Source organism: Streptomyces sp. 4F14 (genome assembly GCF_048159485.1).
Classification (GTDB): Bacteria; Actinomycetota; Actinomycetes; order Streptomycetales; family Streptomycetaceae; genus Streptomyces.
Window position 1 is genome coordinate 396235 of sequence record NZ_JBLRVY010000002.1, and the last position, 18180, is coordinate 414414.

Genomic DNA, 18180 nt, shown 5'->3' on the forward strand with positions numbered 1-18180 from the left:
GGCTGCATATCGCGTCAACCAGCCCTGACCACCGTGAGTCACGCGGGCGCGCGGAGCACGCGGGGGCGCGTCAGTAGGTCACGGTGATCCGCCGCGCGGGACCGTCGACCCGTACGACACCGCCGTAGGGGATGACGAGTTGAGGGTTCGTGTGGCCGAGGTCGACGTCGAAGACGGCCATCGTGTCCGGGGCGTACGTCTTCAGCGCCTCCTCGACGGCCGCGCGCTGGTCGGCGGCGTACTGTGCGCTCGCCTGAGGGCCGTTCGGGTGCTCGAAGGACCAGGTCTTCGCCCGGCCCGTCAGAAGCGCCGGGAAGTGCCTCAGGAGGCCGCGCTCGCCCATGCCGCGCAGGACGCGGAAGACCGTCGAGGCGCTGGGGAGTTCCTCGGACGTCTCCAGGAAGAGCACGCCGCCGTCGTACGCCGAAGGGTCCGCGGCGATCTCGCGGTCGGCCATCAGGAGCCCGCAGAGGGTCTCCACGTTGCCGCCCCAGCTGCGGCCCTCCACCACGCGGTCGGCGTTGCGCCAGGTCCAGCCGGTGCCGGGGCGGGTCCGCGGGGCCCGCGCGAAGGTCTCCGGGTCGGCCCAGTCGCCCTCGACGTCGCTCCAGCGGGCGGCCGGGCGCAGCTCGTAGGGGCCCGAGGTGAACAGGGCCGCGCGCAGGGAGTCGGCGGTCTCGCGGTCCATGGCGAGCGGGCGGCCGAACTGCACCATGACGCTTCCGCCGTGGTAGCCGACGATCCCCGTGCTGTACAGGTGGGCCAGCAGGTTGGTGTTGTCGCTGTACCCGAAGAACGGCTTCGGGTGCGCGCGGATCAGCTCGCGGTCCAGGAAGGGCAGGACGGTGATCTGGTCGTCGCCGCCGATCGACGCGATCACCGCCTTGATCTCCGGGTCCGCGAAGGCCGCGTGCAGGTCGGCGGCGCGCTCGCGCGCGGTGGCGCCCATCCGCCGGGTCGTCGGGTACTCGACCGGGACGAGACCGAACTCCTCGCGCAGGCGCGCGAGTCCGAGGTCGAAGGGGCGCGGGAAGAGACCGGGCAGCCCGGCGGCCGGGGAGACGACGGCGACACGGTCACCGGGAGACGGCTTGGGCGGATACACGGGAGCTGCCATAGCCGCACGTTACGGGCCTCACCCGAACGGCGCACCGTGATAAACCGGGGGTGAGCGGCGGCCTCGCCGGGCCGCCCCGACCGGACCGGAGGAACCGTGCCCCGCACCCTGGCCAACGCCCCGATCATGATCCTCAACGGCCCCAACCTGAACCTCCTGGGGCAGCGCCAGCCGGAGATCTACGGGTCCGACACGCTCGCGGACGTCGAGGCCCTGTGCGCCAAGGCGGCGGCCGTGCACGGCGGCACGGTCGACCTCAGGCAGTCCAACCACGAGGGCGAACTCGTCGACTGGATCCACGAGGCACGGCTGAACCACTGCGGGATCGTCATCAACCCCGGCGCCTACTCGCACACCTCCGTCGCGATCCTCGACGCCCTCAACACCTGCGACGGACTGCCGGTCATCGAGGTCCACATCTCCAACATCCACCAGAGGGAGACGTTCCGGCACCACTCGTACGTCTCCCTGCGCGCGGACGGGGTGATCGCGGGGTGCGGGGTGCAGGGGTACGCGTTCGGGGTGGAGCGGGTCGCGGCGCTGGCCGGGGCGGGCACGGCGCGCGCGTGACGGGTCGTTCTCGTTTCGCGTAAGGGGCGCCGTCCAGGCCGACGCCCCTTACCGGGCTACAGGCGGCCGGCCTCCACGATCCGCCGCAGGAAACGCCGGGTGCGCTCCTCCTGCGGGGCGCCGAAGATCTGCTCGGCACTCCCGCGCTCCAGCACGACCCCGCCGTCCAGGAAACAGACCTGGTCGGCGACCTCGCGCGCGAAGCCCATCTCGTGGGTGGCCAGCACCATCGTCATCCCGTCGCCCTTCAGGTCCCGGACGACGTTCAGGACCTCGCCCACCAGCTCCGGGTCGAGGGCGGCGGTGATCTCGTCGAGGAGCAGCAGCCGGGGCCGCACCGCGAGGGCCCGCACGATCGCCACACGCTGCTGCTGGCCGCCGCTGAGCCTGTCCGGGTAGGCGGACGCCTTGTCGGCCAGCCCGAGGCGCTCCAGCAGCTCCCCGGCCCGCTCCTCGGCCTCCTCGCGGGGCACGCCGTGGACGCGGCGCGGGGCGAGCGTGATGTTCTCCAGGACCGTCATGTGCGGGAACAGGTTGTACGACTGGAAGACCACGCCGATCCGGCGCCGCACCGCGTCCTGGTCCGCGCGCGGGTCGGTGATCTCCTCGCCGTCCAGCCAGATCGCGCCGTCGTCGATGTCCTCCAGCAGGTTCGCGCACCGCAGCAGCGTCGACTTGCCCGACCCGGAGGCCCCGATGAGCGCGGTCACCGTGTGCGGGGCGACCTCCAGATCGACGTCCCTGAGGACGACGGATCCGCCGAACGTCTTGCGCACGGACTCCATCCGCAGCACCGGCCCGCCGCTCATGCCGTACCTCCCTGGGACCGCTGACGGTCCATCCGCGCCGTCACCCAGTCCGTGAACCGGGTCATCGGGATCGTCAGCGCCACGAACAGCAGCCCCGCGACGATGTACGGCGTGTAGTTCAGGCTCCGCCCGACGATGATGTCCGCCGCGCGCACCGCGTCGATCGCACCGCCGATCGACACCAGACCGGTGTCCTTCTGGAGCGACACCAGGTCGTTCAGCAGCGGCGGCACCTGACGGCGCACCGCCTGCGGCAGCACCACGTGCCGCAGCGCCTGCCGGTTCGTCAGCCCCAGCGAACGGGCCGCCGCGCGCTGCGAGGGGTGCACGGACTCGATGCCCGCGCGGAACACCTCCGCGACGTACGCCGAGTACGTCAGCGTCAGCGCCGTACCGCCCAGCAGCACCGGATCGACCGTCACGCCCTGCAGGCGCAGCGCGGGGACGCCCAGGACGACGATCATCAGGTTGATGATCAGCGGCAGGCCCCGGAAGAAGTCCGTGTAGGCAGCGGCGAGGACCCGCAGCGGGAAGAACACCGGGCCGCGCAGCGTGCGCGCGATGGCGATGAGCATCCCGAGCACCAGGACGGCCGCCCCGCAGACCACCAGCAGCCGCAGGTTCAGCCACAGCCCTTCGAGGACCTTCGGCAGCGCCTCGCGCGCGTAGTGCCCGTCGAAGAACGTCTCCTTGGTGCGCTGCCAGCCCGGCGCGTTGACGACGACCAGGTAGAGCGCCACACCGACGACGAGCGTCGACAGCGCGGCGATCGCCGTCGCCCTGCGCGCACGCGCGCGCCGGTAGCGCTCCCGCTCCAGCCGGCGTTCCGACGGGATGTACGCGTGCCCCTCCTCGGCCTTGGTGAGCGTCACTTGAGCACCGGGGCGTCGACCGCGTCGGACAGCCACTGCTGCTCCAGCTTCGCCAGCGTGCCGTCCTTGCGCAGGGCGTCCACGGCGGCCGTCACACAGGGCGTGAGCGCGCTGCCCTTGTCGAGGACCAGCCCGAACTGCTCGGGAGCGCCGCCCCGGTTCTCGAACTGGCCGACGATCGTGGCGTCGGTGATCTCGGCGCCGGTGATGTAGAACGCGGTCGGCAGGTCCACGACGATCGCGTCGACCTGCTTGTTCTGCAGGGCGGCCTTGGCCTGGTCGTTCTCGGCGTACGCGGCGGCCTCCCGACCCGGCTTCACCACGTCCTGGATGTACTCCAGGCTCGTCGTGCCGACCTGGGCGCCCAGCTTGAGGCCCTTCAGGTCGGCGAGGCTCTTCGCCTGCGCGGCCTTGGTGCCCTTGAGCGCGATCACGGCCTGGCGGACGTCGTAGTAGCCGGACGAGAAGTCGACGGCCTTCCTGCGCTCGTCGCTGATCGACACCTGGTTGATGTCGAAGTCGAAGGTCTTCACCCCGGGCGTGAACGCCTTGTTGAACGGCACGGTCTGCCAGACGACGGCGCTCTTGCCGTAACCGAGCCGCTGCGCCACCGCGTAGGCGACGGCGGACTCGAAACCCTGGCCGTTGGACGGCTTGTCGTCCTTGAACCACGGCTCGTACGCGGGCGTGTCGGTGCCGACGGTCAGTTTCCCGGAGGCCGTGGTCGCGAGCGCCCCCTTCGCGCACGCGGCGCCGGACGACGAACCGGAGGGGGTCGCGCCGGCCTTGTCGTCCGGCTGGGGAGCACATCCCACGGCGGTGGCGAGGAGGGCGACGGTGGCGGCCGCGAGGACACGGCGCTGGGCACGGGGGACGAGACGCATGGCCGGAGAGTGGCAGCGAAAGCGCCGGTTTGTCCAGTTCACGACAGCGGGTGTCCGCATAGTGGGAACGGGTGTTGCGCCTGCGTGAACAGGGCGACGGGAGCGCCCGCAGGAGTGCCCGGGAGAGTGCCTGGGCCGCCGATCGAGGGCGGGGAATACGAAAGACCGGCGGCCCTTGCCGAGCGGGAGCCGTCATCCCGCGCGGGGCACGTGGACCAGTGGACCGCACGCCCCCGCGCGCGGGGAGCGCGTGCGCGGGCCCGGCGCGGGTGCGCGATTCACACGGGGCGCGGAGCAGGCCACGCCGGGTGCGAGCGGGGGGGGTCCTGCGGGGGCTGTACGGGGCGTGGGCCCCGTGGGTCACCACCCGCGCGCGTGCCACTCCGGGAGCTGCGGACGCTCGGCGCCCAGCGTCGTGTCGTCGCCGTGGCCCGGGTACACCCACGTCTCGTCCGGGAGGACGTCGAAGATCTTCGTCTCCACGTCGTGGATGAGGCTCGCGAACGCCGCCGGGTCCTTGCGGGTGTTGCCCACCCCGCCGGGGAAGAGGCAGTCGCCGGTGAACACGTGCGGATGGCCGTGCGGGTCGTCGTAGACCAGCGCGATCGACCCCGGCGTGTGCCCGACCAGGTGACGCGCGGTCAGCTCCACGCGGCCCACCCGGATCACGTCACCGTCGTCGACCGGGACGTCCGTCGCCACCGGGATGCCCTCGGCGTCCGCGCGCCCCGCGTACGTGCGCGCGCCGGTGGCCGCGACGACCTCCGCGAGCGCCTGCCAGTGGTCGCCGTGCTGATGCGTCGTCACGACCGACGCGAGGCCGTCGTCGCCGACCGTGCCGAGCAGGGCGTGCGCGTCGTTCGCCGCGTCGATCAGCATCTGCTCGTCCGTGGCCCGGCAGCGCAGCAGATAGGCGTTGTTGTTCATCGGGCCGACCGCGATCTTGGTGATCATCAGGTCCTTGAGCTCGTGCACGTCCGCCGGGCCGCCGACCCTCACCTGTCCGCTGTACGTCATGACCGCAGCCTATAGCGGGGGCAGCGCCGGCAGGAGGCCGCCGTCGGCGACCGGCGCGGACTCGCCGGAGCGCCCCGCGAGCCAGCCCAGCAGCTCCGCCCCGGACCCGGTGACGGTCACCTCGGGGACGTCCGCCGCCCGGCCCGTGCGCCACGTGCGTGTGCCGTCCGTCAGCAGGACCGGCGGGACGGCGGCGAGGCCGGCGTACCGGTCGGCGAGGAAGGCCGTCTCCCGCTCGGTGAAGTCCGCCGGGAGGTCCTTCAGGCCGTACCCGATGCCCAGGTCCACGTGGTGCAGCTCGACCTCGATCCAGCGCCGGAACGGGACCCTGGACGCGCTGTCCGTCGTGCCGTTGCGCAGGGTCACCGTCCGCGACCAGTCGCCCGGGACGTCCGCCGCCGCGAGGAAGCGGGCGTGGCTCGCGCGCAGGTCGGCGAGGTGGACGTCCAGCGCGCGCGGGGCGTCCCGCTCGATGTCCGCGTCCCGGATCTCGGCGGTCGCGTACATCGGGCGACCGGCGAAGACGTTCGCAAGGGCGTCGGCGTTGCGGGCGAGGTGGGCGAGGACATGACCGCGGCTCCAGCCGGGCAACCGTGACGGTTCGGCGACCGACGCGTTGTCCAGTCCGGCGACCGCGTTCAGCAGCCGCTCCGTCGCGTCCCGTACAGAGGCCAGGTCACGCACGTGATCAGTCATGGGGCCGACCCTAGTCCCGTCACTCCATCGGGTGAAGACGGCTCGACAGCACCGTGAATCGAATGCATGTGCGATACGGTGACTTGCAGGCGTCGGGCATGCTGGATGGCCGGGGATTGTTCGCAACCCGTGCATCCGACCGGCGTTGTCAGTGGCTCCCCCTAGTCTGAGAAGGACGGGGGCCCCGCCCCTGTCACATCTCTCAAGAAAGGTGCGGACCGGCGTGGCCGACCGTCTCATCGTCCGTGGCGCGCGCGAGCACAATCTGAGGAACGTCTCGCTCGACCTGCCTCGTGACTCGCTCATCGTCTTCACGGGGCTGTCCGGCTCGGGCAAGTCCTCCCTCGCCTTCGACACGATCTTCGCCGAGGGCCAGCGGCGCTACGTGGAGTCCCTCTCCTCGTACGCCCGCCAGTTCCTCGGCCAGATGGACAAGCCCGACGTCGACTTCATCGAGGGCCTCTCCCCGGCCGTCTCGATCGACCAGAAGTCGACCTCGCGCAACCCCCGCTCCACGGTCGGCACGATCACCGAGGTCTACGACTACCTGCGCCTGCTCTTCGCCCGCATCGGCAAACCGCACTGCCCCCAGTGCCGGCGCCCGATCTCGCGCCAGTCGCCGCAGGCCATCGTCGACAAGGTCCTGGAGCTCCCCGAGGGCAGCCGCTTCCAGGTCCTCTCGCCGCTCGTGCGCGAGCGCAAGGGCGAGTTCGTCGACCTCTTCGCCGACCTCCAGACCAAGGGCTACTCCCGCGCGCGCGTGGACGGCGAGACGATCCAGCTCTCCGAGCCGCCCGTCCTCAAGAAGCAGGAGAAGCACACCATCGAGGTGGTCATCGACCGCCTCACCGTCAAGGACAGCGCCAAGCGCCGCCTCACCGACTCCGTCGAGACCGCCCTCGGCCTCTCCGGCGGCATGGTCGTCCTCGACTTCGTCGACCTCCCCGAGGACGACCCCGAGCGCGAGCGCATGTACTCGGAGCACCTGTACTGCCCGTACGACGACCTCTCCTTCGAGGAGCTGGAGCCGCGCTCCTTCTCCTTCAACTCGCCCTTCGGCGCCTGCCCCGAGTGCAGCGGCATCGGCACGCGCATGGAGGTCGACGCCGAGCTGATCGTCCCCGACGAGGACAAGTCGCTCGACGAGGGCGCCATCCACCCCTGGTCCCACGGCCACACGAAGGACTACTTCGGCCGCCTGGTCGGCGCCCTCGCCGACGCCCTGGGCTTCCGCACCGACATCCCCTTCGCCGGGCTCCCGCAGCGCGCCAAGAAGGCCCTGCTGCACGGGCACAAGACCCAGATCGAGGTCCGCTACCGCAACCGCTACGGCCGCGAGCGGGTCTACACGACCCCCTTCGAGGGCGCCGTCCCGTTCGTGAAGCGCCGGCACAGCGAGTCCGAGAGCGACGCCAGCCGCGAGCGCTTCGAGGGCTACATGCGCGAGGTGCCCTGCCCGACCTGTGAGGGCACCCGCCTCAAGCCGATCGTCCTCGCGGTCACGGTCATGGGGAAGTCCATCGCCGAGGTCTCCGGGATGTCCATCAGCGACTGCGCCGACTTCCTGGGCGAACTGCGGCTCAGCGCGCGCGACAAGAAGATCGCCGAGCGCGTCCTCAAAGAGGTCAACGAACGGCTGCGGTTCCTGGTCGACGTCGGCCTCGACTACCTCTCGCTGAACCGCGCGGCCGGCACGCTCTCCGGCGGCGAGGCCCAGCGCATCCGCCTCGCCACCCAGATCGGCTCCGGCCTCGTCGGCGTCCTCTACGTCCTGGACGAACCGTCCATCGGCCTGCACCAGCGCGACAACCACCGGCTCATCGAGACGCTGGTGCGCCTGCGCGACATGGGCAACACCCTCATCGTCGTCGAGCACGACGAGGACACCATCAAGGTCGCCGACTGGGTCGTCGACATCGGCCCCGGCGCCGGTGAGCACGGCGGCAAGGTCGTCCACAGCGGCTCCTACAAGGAACTGCTCGACAACACCGAGTCGCAGACCGGGCAGTACCTGTCGGGCCGCAAGTCCATCCCGCTGCCGGACGTCCGCCGCCCCCGCGACCTCGCCCGGCAGCTCACGGTCCACGGCGCCCGCGAGAACAACCTCAAGGACATCGACGTCTCCTTCCCGCTCGGCGTCTTCACCGCCGTCACGGGCGTCTCGGGATCCGGCAAGTCCACGCTGGTCAACGACATCCTGTACACGCACCTGGCGCGCGAGCTGAACGGCGCGAGGAGCGTCCCCGGCCGGCACACGCGCGTGGACGGCGACGACCTCGTCGACAAGGTCGTCCACGTCGACCAGTCGCCCATCGGCCGCACCCCGCGCTCCAACCCGGCCACCTACACCGGCGTCTTCGACCACATCCGCAAGCTGTTCGCCGAGACCACCGAGGCGAAGGTCCGCGGCTACCTGCCCGGCCGCTTCTCCTTCAACGTCAAGGGCGGCCGCTGCGAGAACTGCGCGGGCGACGGCACGATCAAGATCGAGATGAACTTCCTCCCGGACGTCTACGTCCCGTGCGAGGTCTGTCACGGCGCCCGCTACAACCGGGAGACCCTGGAGGTCCACTACAAGGGCAAGTCCATCGCCGAGGTCCTGAACATGCCGATCGAGGAGGCCACGGCCTTCTTCGAGGCGGTCCCCTCGATCGCCCGGCACCTCGGCACCCTCAAGGACGTCGGCCTCGGCTACGTCCGCCTCGGCCAGTCCGCCACCACGCTCTCCGGCGGCGAGGCCCAGCGCGTCAAGCTCGCCAGCGAACTCCAGCGCCGCTCCACCGGCCGGACCGTCTACGTCCTGGACGAGCCGACCACCGGCCTGCACTTCGAGGACATCAGCAAGCTCCTCAAGGTCCTCTCCGGCCTGGTCGACAAGGGCAACTCGGTCATCGTCATCGAGCACAACCTCGACGTCATCAAGACCGCGGACTGGGTCGTCGACATGGGCCCCGAGGGCGGCGCGGGCGGCGGCGTCGTGGTCGCCGAGGGCACCCCCGAGGAGGTCGCGGGGGTCCCGGCCAGCCACACCGGCAAGTTCCTGAGGGAGATCCTCGGTGCCGACCGCGTCAGCGACGCCGTGCAGGTGAAGGCGCCGCGGAAGAAGGCGGCACCGGCGAAGAAGGCAGCACCGGCGAAGAAAGCCGCAGCAGCCAGTAAAAGGAAATAAAAGGCAAAAAAGTCGGCGCCCCACGGGAACTCCCCGTGGGGCGCCGTCCGTTCCACCATCAGACAGGCGAACCTTGACAACGCCACAGCGTGCGAGTCAGAAGTCCTCCAGCTCGGAGGCGTACGGCGGTTCCGCCCCCGCCCGGGAGCAGGTCAGCGCGGCGGCGCGCGTGGCGAAGCTCAGCAGCCGGTACCAAGCCTCGTAGCCCAGCGCCCCCATCGCGTCGGCGGACAGCGCCCCGATCTCCGAAAGCCCGTGCAGCAGCGCCGCGTTCACGGTGTCGCCCGCGCCGATGGTGTCCACCACCCGCACATCCTGGCCGGGCACCGGATACACCTTCCCGCCCGGGAGGAACAGCGACAGCCCGGCCGAGCCGTGCGTGACCACGACGGCGGCCGGCCCCGAGGCCAGCAGGTCGAGCGGGGTGATGCCCAGCCAGCGCATGTCGTCCTCGGACAGTTTGAGGAGGGTGACATGCGGCAGCCAGCTGCGGAAGCGGGCCCGGTAGGCGTCCGGGTCGGAGATCAGACCGGGGCGGATGTTCGGGTCCAGGAGGGTGAACAGGCCCTTGTCGGAGGCGTCGCGCATCAGCCGCTCGTAGGCGCTCGCCCCCGGTTCCAGGACGAGTGAACAGGTGCCGAAGGACACCGCCTCCGTCCCCGGGGGCAGTTCGCTCGGCGCCGTGAAGAGGCGGTCGGCGGTGCCGGCGACGTAGAAGGAGTAGACGGCGGCCCCCTCCTCGTCCAGGGTCGCGGCGGCCAGCGTGGTCGGCTCCGGGCCGCGCTGCACATGGGAGACGTCCACCCCCGAGCCGCGCAGCCCCGCCAGCAGCGCGTCCCCGAAGGCGTCGGTGGAGGTGCGGGAGAGGAACGCGGTGGGGGAGCCGAGACGGCCCAGGGCCACCGCAGTGTTGTACGGCCCGCCGCCCAGCGCCGGCTGGAGCTCGGCGAGGGCGCCCTCGCCGAGCGGGACCAGGTCGATCAGGGCTTCTCCGGTGACGACGATCACGAGTCGGTTCCTCTCTGGCGGTGCGTGGACCGCTCGCTGCCGAGGGGCGGTTCGGGGCAGCCGCACGAGGTGCGGTGGACGAAGACGGAAGGGAGGCGGACGGTGCGGGTCGGTCGGCCCGGCTCGGCGAGGCGGTCCAGGAGCAGACGGACGGCGCGGGCGCCGATCTCCCGGCCCGGCTGGGCGACGGCGGTGAGACGGGGCGAGAGGAGGTCGGCCCAGGGAAAGTCGTCGAAACAGCACAGGGCGAGATCGCCGGGGACGCGGAGACCGCGCGCCCGCAGGGCGGTCAGGGCGCCGAGGGTGATGGCGTCGTTGCCGGTGACGAGAGCGGTGGGCGGATCGGGCAGGCCGAGAAGAGCGGCGGTGGCCTGCTCGGCGGAGGGGGAGGCGGGGTGGGCGTGCGGGGCGGGGGCGTCCGGGGCGGCGGAGCCGGTGGGCGGGAGGTGGCCGGCGGAGGCCGGGAGCGCCGGGACGCTCGCGTGGGCCAGGAGGCCGGGGTCGAAGGGGAGGCCGGCCGCCGCGAGGCCCTGGCGGTAGCCGGTGACGCGCTCCCCGGTGGTGCTCAGGCCGGGGTGGCCGGCGACGAGGGCGATCCGGCGGTGTCCGAGGGCCGCGAGGTGGGTGACGAGGTCGGCGGTCGGCGCGGTGTTGTCGGCGCACACCTGGTCGAAGAGGGGACCGGCGTCGGGCGGGGCGGCGAGGACGCGGTCGAGGAGGACCGTGGGGACGCGGTGGCGGGTGAGGTAGGAGACGAGGCCGCGCGGGTCGGCGGAGGGGGCGACGATCAGACCGTCGACGCGGCGCTCGTGCAGGAGCTGGACGACGGTGCGCTCGTGGCCGGGGTCGTCGTGCGGGTCGGCTATCAGGAGGCTGTAGCCGTGCTCCAGGGCGGCGGTCTCGACGCCCTGGAGGATCTGGGTGAAGTACGGGTTGGTGAGCGTGGACACCGCGAGGCCGATGGAGCGGGTGCGGGAGGTGACGAGCGAGCGGGCCAGGGTGTTCGGCGTGTAGCCGAGGGCGTCGACCGCGTCGAGGACGGCCCGGCGGGTGTGCGGGAGGACCGGGCGGGTGCCGTTGAGGACGTGGGAGACGGTGGCGACGGAGACACCCGCGAGGCGGGCGACGTCGGCCATGGTCGCCATGGTGGGCTCCCCTCCCTGGGCGGCGCGGGTAGCGGTACGGCGGGGAAGGTATCGCAGTTCCCGGGGGACGTAAACGCTTGCGCAAGCGTTTACGTCCGGAGGAACCGGATCAGGCGGGACCGGCGGTGGGCGAAGCAGGGGCTCCGCTGTGGGGCGCGGGGCTCCCGGGCAGGCGGGAAAGGGCTCCGGCATACGGGCCCCGCGGCGAGCGGGGTGCGGGGAGCGGCCCCGGAGTCCGGGGCTCCGGGGTGGCGGGCCGCTCAGGGAAGGGGGTTCGCCGTGGGGCGGGTCACTCCCAGTCCCAGCCGATGCCCACGATCCCGGTGCGCAGGCGGGGTTCGACCAGGTGGACCGAGTGGTGGCTGCCGCTCAGGGGGAGGGACTGGCGGCCGGTGCGGGGCGCGGCGTACGAGTGCTGGGTGAAGCGGTGGCAGCGGGCGGGGAGGGCCTGTTCGTCGAACTGGATCTGAAGGACGTACTGGCCGCCGGCCAGGTTGACGTCGTGGACGTACTCGCGGGAGGCGCCGGCGGTGCCGTCCTCCACCTCGTAGCGGAAGAGGAAGGTGTCGCCGGGGCGCAGCCGGGTGTCGAAGAGCAGCTCGGCGACGAGGATGCCGGTCTCCTGGTGGTGGCGGACGCGCCCGGTGCGGCAGTTCTCCAGGGCGCGCACCCGCATCCGGTCCGGGGCGCAGCCGGGGTCCCCGTGGTGGACGGCGACGTAGCGGTCGACCCCGTCGCGGTGGGCGCGGACGATGTGGTGGGCCTCGCGGCTCAGGAGTTCCCGGCCCGCGCCGATGCGGACGCGCTCGTGGTGGCCGATGGTCTGGAGCCCGGGGTCCAGCGGGCAGCCCAGGTCGGCGAGGAGGCGTTCCAGGACGTCGGTGGCCTCCAGGAGCGCCCGGTAGGAGCGGGCGGCGGGGCGGCCGGGGGCGGGGTCGTCCTCGACCTCCGCGAGGAGGCGGATGAGGGACTCCTCCGGGAGATGGAGGATCTCCTCCAGGGCACGGACGGCGCGCAGGGACTCCGGGCGCTGGGGGCGGCGGGCGCCCTGCTGCCAGTAACTCAGGCTGGTCACGCCGACTCTGACGCCGTAGCGGGACAGATGGTGCTGGACGCGTTGCAGCGGCAGGCCGCGTGCGGCTATCGCGGCCCGCAGGGCGACGTGGAAGGGGCCGCCTCGCAGGGCCGTGTCCAGTTCCGCTGTGACGTCGGAGGGGCCCGCGTGCTGTGCGGCGTGCGGCATGGAGGGGCCTTTCTGTGAACAACGGCTGGTCAGACCGTTCGCATGGATCGGGGCCTCCCCGATGGCGCAGGAGGGTTTTCTGCCTCTTCCTACGGCTCACCCGTACGACGCTGTTCACGGCCCCGAGTTCCCCCGCATTGAAGCGTGTCGGTCTGGCGGCGACAACAGTTGTGACGGGGCTGGTGCGAGGGGTGGCCGAGTCGTGCTGCCGGGGTGGGGGAGCGGGGGCCCGGGAAGGGGCGAGGAGCACGGGGGAGGGGGGAGAGGGACGGCGCCGGGGGAGGTGACCGGAATGGGGCGGGGCGTCCGGGCCGGCCGCCCTGAAGCGCCGGCCCGTCGCCCGGGCGCTCCGGGTGCCGCAAGCGCGGTCGGGCGTCTTCTCGCGGACACCTGAGTGTCAGTGGGCGACAGTAGGGTGGGGTGTATGGCCGATCCCTCCAGCTACCGCCCGAAGCCGGGTGAGATCCCGGAGTCTCCGGGGGTGTACAAGTTCCGCGACGAGCACCGGCGGGTGATCTACGTCGGGAAGGCGAAGAGCCTGCGGCAGCGGCTGGGGAGCTACTTCCAGGACCTGTCGGGACTGCACCCGCGGACGCGGACGATGGTGACGACCGCGGCGTCCGTGGAGTGGACCGTGGTGTCCACGGAGGTCGAGGCGCTCCAGCTGGAGTACTCCTGGATCAAGGAGTACGACCCGCGGTTCAACGTGAAGTACCGCGACGACAAGAGCTACCCGTACCTCGCGGTGACGATGAACGAGGAGTACCCGCGCGTCCAGGTGATGCGGGGTCAGAAGAAGAAGGGCGTGCGGTACTTCGGGCCGTACGGCCACGCGTGGGCGATCCGGGACACGGTGGACCTGCTGCTGCGGGTGTTCCCGGTGCGGACGTGCTCGGCGGGCGTGTTCAAGAACGCTGCGCGGACGGGCCGGCCCTGCCTGCTCGGGTACATCGGGAAGTGCTCGGCGCCCTGCGTGGACAAGGTCTCCGCCGAGGAGCACCGCGAACTGGCCGACGAGTTCTGCGACTTCATGACCGGCCGGACGGGGACGTACCTGCGCCGGCTGGAGAAGCAGATGACGGCGGCGGCGGACGAGATGGAGTACGAGCGGGCGGCTCGCCTGCGCGACGACATCGAGGCCCTGAAGAAGGCGATGGAGAAGAGCGCGGTGGTCCTCGCGGACGCGACCGACGCCGACCTGATCGCGGTCGCCGAGGACGAGCTGGAGGCGGCCGTCCAGATCTTCCACGTCCGGGGCGGCCGGGTGCGGGGCCAGCGCGGCTGGGTCACCGACCGGGTGGAGGCGGTCACGACCGCCGGACTCGTGGAACACGCCCTCCAGCAGCTCTACGGCGAGGAGAGCGGCGACGCGGTCCCCAAGGAGGTGCTGGTCCCCGCACTCCCGGAGCCCGTGGAGCCGGTCCAGGAGTGGCTGACCGGGCGGCGCGGCGCCGGCGTCTCCCTGCGCATCCCGCAGCGCGGCGACAAGCGGGCCCTGATGGAGACCGTCGCCCGCAACGCCCAGCAGGCCCTGGCCCTGCACAAGACGAAGCGCGCCTCGGACCTCACGACCCGCTCCCGCGCACTGGAGGAGATCGCCGAGGCCCTCGGCCTGGACAGCGCCCCCCTGCGCATCGAGTGCTTCGACATCTCCCACCTCCAGGGTGACGACGTCGTGGCCTCCATGGTGGTCTTCGAGGACGGGCTGGCCCGCAAGAGCGAGTACCGCCGCTTCCAGATCAGGGGGTTCGAGGGCCAGGACGACGTCCGGTCCATGCACGAGGTGATCACCCGCCGCTTCCGCCGCTACCTCGCGGAGAAGGAGAAGACCGGCGAGTGGACCGACGAGGACACCCCGGCCGGTGACATCGGCAACGCCTTCACCGAGGACGACGGCCGCCCCAAGAAGTTCGCCTACCCCCCGCAGCTCCTCGTGGTCGACGGCGGCCAACCCCAGGTCGCTGCGGCGAAACGCGCCCTCGACGACCTCGGCATCGACGACATCGCCGTCTGCGGCCTGGCCAAGCGCCTGGAGGAGGTCTGGCTCCCGGACGACGACGACCCGGTGGTCATGCCACGTACCAGCGAGGGCCTGTACCTTCTGCAACGCGTGCGTGACGAGGCGCACCGCTTCGCGATCACCTATCAGCGCACCAAACGGGCCAAGAGGTTCCGTGCGGGCCCGCTGGACGACGTACCGGGACTGGGCGAGACCCGCAAGCAGGCGCTGATCAGGCACTTCGGCTCGGTGAAGAAGCTGCGTTCCGCGACGGTCGACCAGATCTGCGAGGTTCCGGGCATAGGCCGTAAGACGGCCGAAACCATTGCTGTGGCCCTCGCGCAGGCGGCCCCGGCGGCACCCGCCGTCAACACGGCCACGGGAGAGATCATGGAAGACGAAGTGCGTGAAGAACGCGAAGCACGCGAAGAACGGGGACAGGAGCCATGACCGAGCACGAGAAGCGTCAGGAAGAAGCACAGGTGAGTACCGAAACACCGTCGCCCGGGATCCCCGACGCGGCGATCCCCGAGCTGGTGATCATCTCTGGCATGTCGGGTGCCGGCCGTTCCACGGCCGCGAAGTGCCTGGAGGACCTCGGCTGGTTCGTCGTCGACAACCTGCCGCCCGCCCTGATCCCCACCATGGTGGAGCTGGGCGCCCGCTCGCAGGGGAACGTGGCGAGGATCGCCGTCGTCGTGGACGTCCGCGGCCGGCGCTTCTTCGACAACCTCCGCGAGTCCCTCGCCGACCTGGAGTCCAAGCACGTCACCCGGCGGATCGTGTTCCTGGAGTCCTCGGACGACGCGCTGGTGCGCCGCTTCGAGTCGGTGCGCCGCCCGCACCCCCTCCAGGGCGACGGCCGCATCGTCGACGGCATCGACGCCGAGCGCGAGCTGCTGCGCGAGCTGCGCGGCGACGCCGACCTGGTGATCGACACCTCCAGCCTCAACGTCCACGAGCTGCGCGCCAAGATGGACGCCCAGTTCGCGGGCGAGGAGGAGCCCGAGCTGCGGGCCACGGTCATGTCGTTCGGCTTCAAGTACGGCCTCCCCGTGGACGCCGACCTGGTCGTCGACATGCGCTTCCTGCCCAACCCCCACTGGGTCCCGGAGCTGCGCCCCTACACCGGCCTCAACGAGGAGGTCGCGGCGTACGTCTTCAACCAGCCCGGCGCGAAGGAGTTCCTCGACCGGTACGCCGAGCTTCTCCAACTGATTGCCGCGGGCTACCGTCGTGAGGGCAAGCGGTACGTGACCATCGCCGTCGGCTGTACAGGCGGCAAGCACCGGTCCGTGGCGATGTCGGAGAAGCTCGCCGCGCGGCTCGCGGCCGAGGGCGTGGAGACGGTGGTCGTGCACCGGGACATGGGACGGGAATGAGAGGACGTACTCCGCGGCTGGGCCGGCTGCGCAGGGGGGTGCCCGAGGGACGGGCGGGGCGGCCGGTCGAGGTGCGCGGGGCGCGACCGCGACGCAGGGGCGCACAGCCCAAGGTCGTCGCGCTCGGCGGCGGCATGGGCCTGTCGGCCTCGCTGGCCGCGCTGCGCCGGATCACCGGCGACCTCACGGCCGTCGTCACCGTCGCCGACGACGGCGGCTCCAGCGGGCGGCTGCGGGACGAGCTGGGGGTGCTCCCGCCCGGCGACCTGCGCAAGGCGCTCGCCGCGCTGTGCGGGGACGACGACTGGGGCCAGACCTGGGCCCGGGTCGTCCAGCACCGCTTCCAGTCCCAGGGCGAGATCAACGGGCACGCGGTCGGCAACCTCCTGATCGTCGCCCTGTGGGAGCAGCTCGGGGACCACGTCCAGGCGCTCGACCTGGTCGGCAAGCTGCTGGGGGCACACGGCAGGGTGCTGCCGATGTCGGCGGTGCCGCTGGAGCTGGAGGCCCTGGTCAAGGGCCACGACCCGGCGCGGCCCGACGAGGTGGACACCGTCCGGGGCCAGGCGACGGTCGCGCTGACGCCCGGGGAGGTGCAGTCCGTGCACCTCGTGCCGCACGACCCGCCCGCCGTGCCGGAGGCCGTGGAGGCCGTCAGGGACGCCGACTGGGTGGTTCTCGGACCGGGATCCTGGTTCTCCTCCGTCATGCCCCATCTGCTGGTCCCGGAGCTGGTGGAGGCCCTGACGGAGACGAAGGCGCGGCGGGTGCTCTCGCTGAATCTCGCCCCGCAGCCGGGCGAAACCGACGGGTTCTCACCGCAGCGTCATTTGGAGGTTTTGGGGCGACACGCCCCTAAACTCGCCCTGGACGTGGTGCTGGCCGACGAGGCCGCCGTGCCCGACCGCGCATCCCTGACCGACGCCGCCAAACCGTTCGGGGCCGCGGTCGAGCTGGCGCCGGTGGCCCGGCTCGACGGGACTCCGAGGCATGACCCGGAGCTGCTGGCCGCCGCGTACGACCGTATTTTTCGGATGCATGGAAGGATCGGCCCATGGCGATGACGGCAGCGGTGAAGGACGAGATCTCCCGGCTCCCCGTCACCCGGACCTGCTGCAGAAAAGCGGAGGTCTCGGCCATCCTGCGGTTCGCCGGCGGCCTGCACCTGGTGAGCGGGCGGATCGTGATCGAGGCGGAGCTGGACACGGCGATGGCGGCCCGCCGGCTCAAGCGGGACATCCTGGAGATCTTCGGGCACAGCTCGGAGCTGATCGTGATGGCGCCCGGCGGCCTGCGCAGGGGTTCGCGGTACGTCGTGCGCGTCGTCGCCGGCGGGGACCAGCTCGCGCGCCAGACGGGCCTCGTGGACGGCCGCGGCCGGCCGATCCGGGGCCTGCCCCCACAGGTCGTCTCCGGGGCCACCTGCGACGCCGAGGCGGCCTGGCGCGGGGCCTTCCTGGCGCACGGCTCCCTCACCGAGCCGGGCCGCTCCTCCTCCCTGGAGGTGACCTGCCCGGGCCCCGAGGCCGCGCTCGCCCTCGTCGGCGCCGCCCGGCGGCTGTCCATCGGCGCGAAGGCCCGCGAGGTGCGGGGCGTGGACCGGGTCGTCGTCCGCGACGGCGACGCGATCGGCGCGCTGCTCACCCGCCTCGGCGCGCACGAATCGGTGCTGGCCTGGGAGGAGCGCCGGATGCGGCGCGAGGTCCGTGCCACCGCGAACCGCCTCGCCAACTTCGACGACGCGAACCTCCGCCGCTCGGCGCGGGCCGCGGTCGCCGCCGGGGCCCGGGTGCAGCGAGCCCTGGAGATCCTCGGCGAGGAGGTCCCCGAGCACCTCGCGGCGGCGGGCCGGCTGCGCATGGACCACAAGCAGGCGTCCCTGGAGGAGCTGGGCGCGCTCGCCGACCCCCCGCTGACGAAGGACGCGGTCGCCGGCCGTATCCGCCGCCTGCTCGCGATGGCCGACAAGCGCGCCACCGACCTCGGGATCCCCGGCACGGAGGCGAACCTCAGCGAGGAGCTGGCCGACAACCTGGCGGGCTGAGCCCCACGCGGCGCACCTCGCGCCGCGCGCCCCCGCGCACCGACCCCGACACCGACACCGGGCGTCGCCTCCGAAGGCGGCGCCTTTCGGCCACCCGGAGCGGCCCCGCACAAGCCTCCGCGCCGCCCCGTGCCCCGACGGAGCACACCCCCTTCACGGTCCCCTCCCCACCCCCTCCCCGCCAACCACCGTCGCCCCACAATTCCCTGACTTACCGTCACAGAA

At 72.0% G+C, this 18180-nt stretch carries 15 protein-coding genes; 6 read left to right on the top strand and 9 right to left on the bottom strand.

The genetic code is table 11. The features are described from left to right. Window positions 1-70: 70 nt before the first annotated feature. The gene (locus tag ACLZOT_RS04080; protein ID WP_416967297.1) at window positions 71-1117 is read right to left on the bottom strand and encodes a S66 family peptidase; all 1047 of its coding nucleotides are present in this window, start codon (window positions 1115-1117) and stop codon (window positions 71-73) included. A gap of 96 nt (window positions 1118-1213) precedes the next feature. On the opposite strand from ACLZOT_RS04080, the gene aroQ reads away from it, so the two are divergent. Then, complete coding sequence (aroQ, locus tag ACLZOT_RS04085; RefSeq protein WP_416967298.1) at window positions 1214-1687, top strand: type II 3-dehydroquinate dehydratase; 474 nt, start codon at window positions 1214-1216, stop codon at window positions 1685-1687. Window positions 1688-1743: 56 nt separating this feature from the next. Here aroQ and ACLZOT_RS04090 read toward each other — a convergent pair whose 3' ends face one another. The 5 genes from ACLZOT_RS04090 to ACLZOT_RS04110 all read right to left on the bottom strand — a co-directional run bounded on the left by ACLZOT_RS04090 (window position 1744) and on the right by ACLZOT_RS04110 (window position 5965). Continuing rightward, entirely contained in the window at window positions 1744-2496 is a 753-nt protein-coding gene (locus tag ACLZOT_RS04090; RefSeq protein WP_416967299.1) for an amino acid ABC transporter ATP-binding protein, read from the bottom strand. Further along, window positions 2493-3368, bottom strand: a complete 876-nt coding sequence (locus ACLZOT_RS04095; protein WP_416967300.1) for an amino acid ABC transporter permease — start codon at window positions 3366-3368, stop codon at window positions 2493-2495. The genes ACLZOT_RS04090 and ACLZOT_RS04095 overlap by 4 nt, the downstream gene beginning before the upstream one ends. Beyond that, window positions 3365-4252, bottom strand: coding sequence for an ABC transporter substrate-binding protein (locus ACLZOT_RS04100; protein WP_416967301.1), 888 nt, complete (start codon window positions 4250-4252; stop codon window positions 3365-3367). The genes ACLZOT_RS04095 and ACLZOT_RS04100 overlap by 4 nt, the downstream gene beginning before the upstream one ends. A gap of 360 nt (window positions 4253-4612) precedes the next feature. Beyond that, window positions 4613-5269 carry an MBL fold metallo-hydrolase gene (locus ACLZOT_RS04105; protein ID WP_416967302.1) on the bottom strand — a complete coding sequence of 219 codons (657 nt, stop codon included), beginning with the start codon at window positions 5267-5269 and terminating at the stop codon, window positions 4613-4615. 9 nt (window positions 5270-5278) lie between these two features. Next, window positions 5279-5965 (bottom strand): maleylpyruvate isomerase family mycothiol-dependent enzyme, encoded by a 687-nt coding sequence (locus ACLZOT_RS04110; protein ID WP_416967303.1) that lies wholly within the window; start codon window positions 5963-5965, stop codon window positions 5279-5281. Between the two features lie 223 nt (window positions 5966-6188). Between ACLZOT_RS04110 and uvrA the strand changes: the two genes are divergently transcribed. Continuing rightward, window positions 6189-9134 (top strand): excinuclease ABC subunit UvrA, encoded by a 2946-nt coding sequence (uvrA, locus tag ACLZOT_RS04115; protein ID WP_416967304.1) that lies wholly within the window; start codon window positions 6189-6191, stop codon window positions 9132-9134. A gap of 96 nt (window positions 9135-9230) precedes the next feature. On the opposite strand, the gene ACLZOT_RS04120 is transcribed toward uvrA, so the two are convergent. From ACLZOT_RS04120 to ACLZOT_RS04130, 3 genes are all read right to left on the bottom strand, one after another. Next, window positions 9231-10142: a carbohydrate kinase family protein gene (locus tag ACLZOT_RS04120; RefSeq protein WP_416967305.1), complete on the bottom strand. Its 912-nt coding sequence runs from the start codon at window positions 10140-10142 to the stop codon at window positions 9231-9233. Next, window positions 10139-11287 carry a LacI family DNA-binding transcriptional regulator gene (locus tag ACLZOT_RS04125; RefSeq protein ID WP_416967306.1) on the bottom strand — a complete coding sequence of 383 codons (1149 nt, stop codon included), beginning with the start codon at window positions 11285-11287 and terminating at the stop codon, window positions 10139-10141. The genes ACLZOT_RS04120 and ACLZOT_RS04125 overlap by 4 nt, the downstream gene beginning before the upstream one ends. A gap of 289 nt (window positions 11288-11576) precedes the next feature. Beyond that, entirely contained in the window at window positions 11577-12530 is a 954-nt protein-coding gene (locus ACLZOT_RS04130; protein ID WP_416967307.1) for a hypothetical protein, read from the bottom strand. Between the two features lie 424 nt (window positions 12531-12954). On the opposite strand from ACLZOT_RS04130, the gene uvrC reads away from it, so the two are divergent. Genes uvrC through whiA form a run of 4 tightly spaced genes read left to right on the top strand, consistent with a single transcriptional unit; the run spans window position 12955 to window position 17955 of the window. Then, the gene (gene uvrC / locus ACLZOT_RS04135; RefSeq protein ID WP_416967308.1) at window positions 12955-14979 is read left to right on the top strand and encodes an excinuclease ABC subunit UvrC; all 2025 of its coding nucleotides are present in this window, start codon (window positions 12955-12957) and stop codon (window positions 14977-14979) included. Beyond that, window positions 14976-15911: an RNase adapter RapZ gene (rapZ, locus tag ACLZOT_RS04140; RefSeq protein WP_416967309.1), complete on the top strand. Its 936-nt coding sequence runs from the start codon at window positions 14976-14978 to the stop codon at window positions 15909-15911. Before uvrC ends, rapZ begins: the two co-directional genes overlap by 4 nt. After that, window positions 15908-16975, top strand: a complete 1068-nt coding sequence (locus ACLZOT_RS04145) for a gluconeogenesis factor YvcK family protein (RefSeq protein ID WP_416967310.1) — start codon at window positions 15908-15910, stop codon at window positions 16973-16975. Before rapZ ends, ACLZOT_RS04145 begins: the two co-directional genes overlap by 4 nt. Further along, a complete protein-coding gene (gene whiA, locus ACLZOT_RS04150) occupies window positions 16966-17955 on the top strand; it encodes a DNA-binding protein WhiA (protein ID WP_109363254.1) in 990 nt (329 codons plus the stop codon). The genes ACLZOT_RS04145 and whiA overlap by 10 nt, the downstream gene beginning before the upstream one ends. Window positions 17956-18180 lie beyond the last annotated feature (225 nt).

Excerpts from the sequence above, each read along its gene's own strand:
- ACLZOT_RS04080 (WP_416967297.1), bottom strand. The coding sequence starts at position 1,117 with ATGGCAGCTCCCGTGTATCCGCCCAAGCCGTCTCCCGGTGACCGTGTC.
- ACLZOT_RS04090 (WP_416967299.1), bottom strand. The coding sequence starts at position 2,496 with ATGAGCGGCGGGCCGGTGCTGCGGATGGAGTCCGTGCGCAAGACGTTC.
- ACLZOT_RS04100 (WP_416967301.1), bottom strand. The coding sequence starts at position 4,252 with ATGCGTCTCGTCCCCCGTGCCCAGCGCCGTGTCCTCGCGGCCGCCACC.
- ACLZOT_RS04105 (WP_416967302.1), bottom strand. The coding sequence starts at position 5,269 with ATGACGTACAGCGGACAGGTGAGGGTCGGCGGCCCGGCGGACGTGCAC.
- ACLZOT_RS04110 (WP_416967303.1), bottom strand. The coding sequence starts at position 5,965 with ATGACTGATCACGTGCGTGACCTGGCCTCTGTACGGGACGCGACGGAG.
- ACLZOT_RS04125 (WP_416967306.1), bottom strand. The coding sequence starts at position 11,287 with ATGGCGACCATGGCCGACGTCGCCCGCCTCGCGGGTGTCTCCGTCGCC.
- ACLZOT_RS04130 (WP_416967307.1), bottom strand. The coding sequence starts at position 12,530 with ATGCCGCACGCCGCACAGCACGCGGGCCCCTCCGACGTCACAGCGGAA.
- uvrC (WP_416967308.1), top strand. The coding sequence starts at position 12,955 with ATGGCCGATCCCTCCAGCTACCGCCCGAAGCCGGGTGAGATCCCGGAG.
- rapZ (WP_416967309.1), top strand. The coding sequence starts at position 14,976 with ATGACCGAGCACGAGAAGCGTCAGGAAGAAGCACAGGTGAGTACCGAA.
- ACLZOT_RS04145 (WP_416967310.1), top strand. The coding sequence starts at position 15,908 with ATGAGAGGACGTACTCCGCGGCTGGGCCGGCTGCGCAGGGGGGTGCCC.
- whiA (WP_109363254.1), top strand. The coding sequence starts at position 16,966 with ATGGCGATGACGGCAGCGGTGAAGGACGAGATCTCCCGGCTCCCCGTC.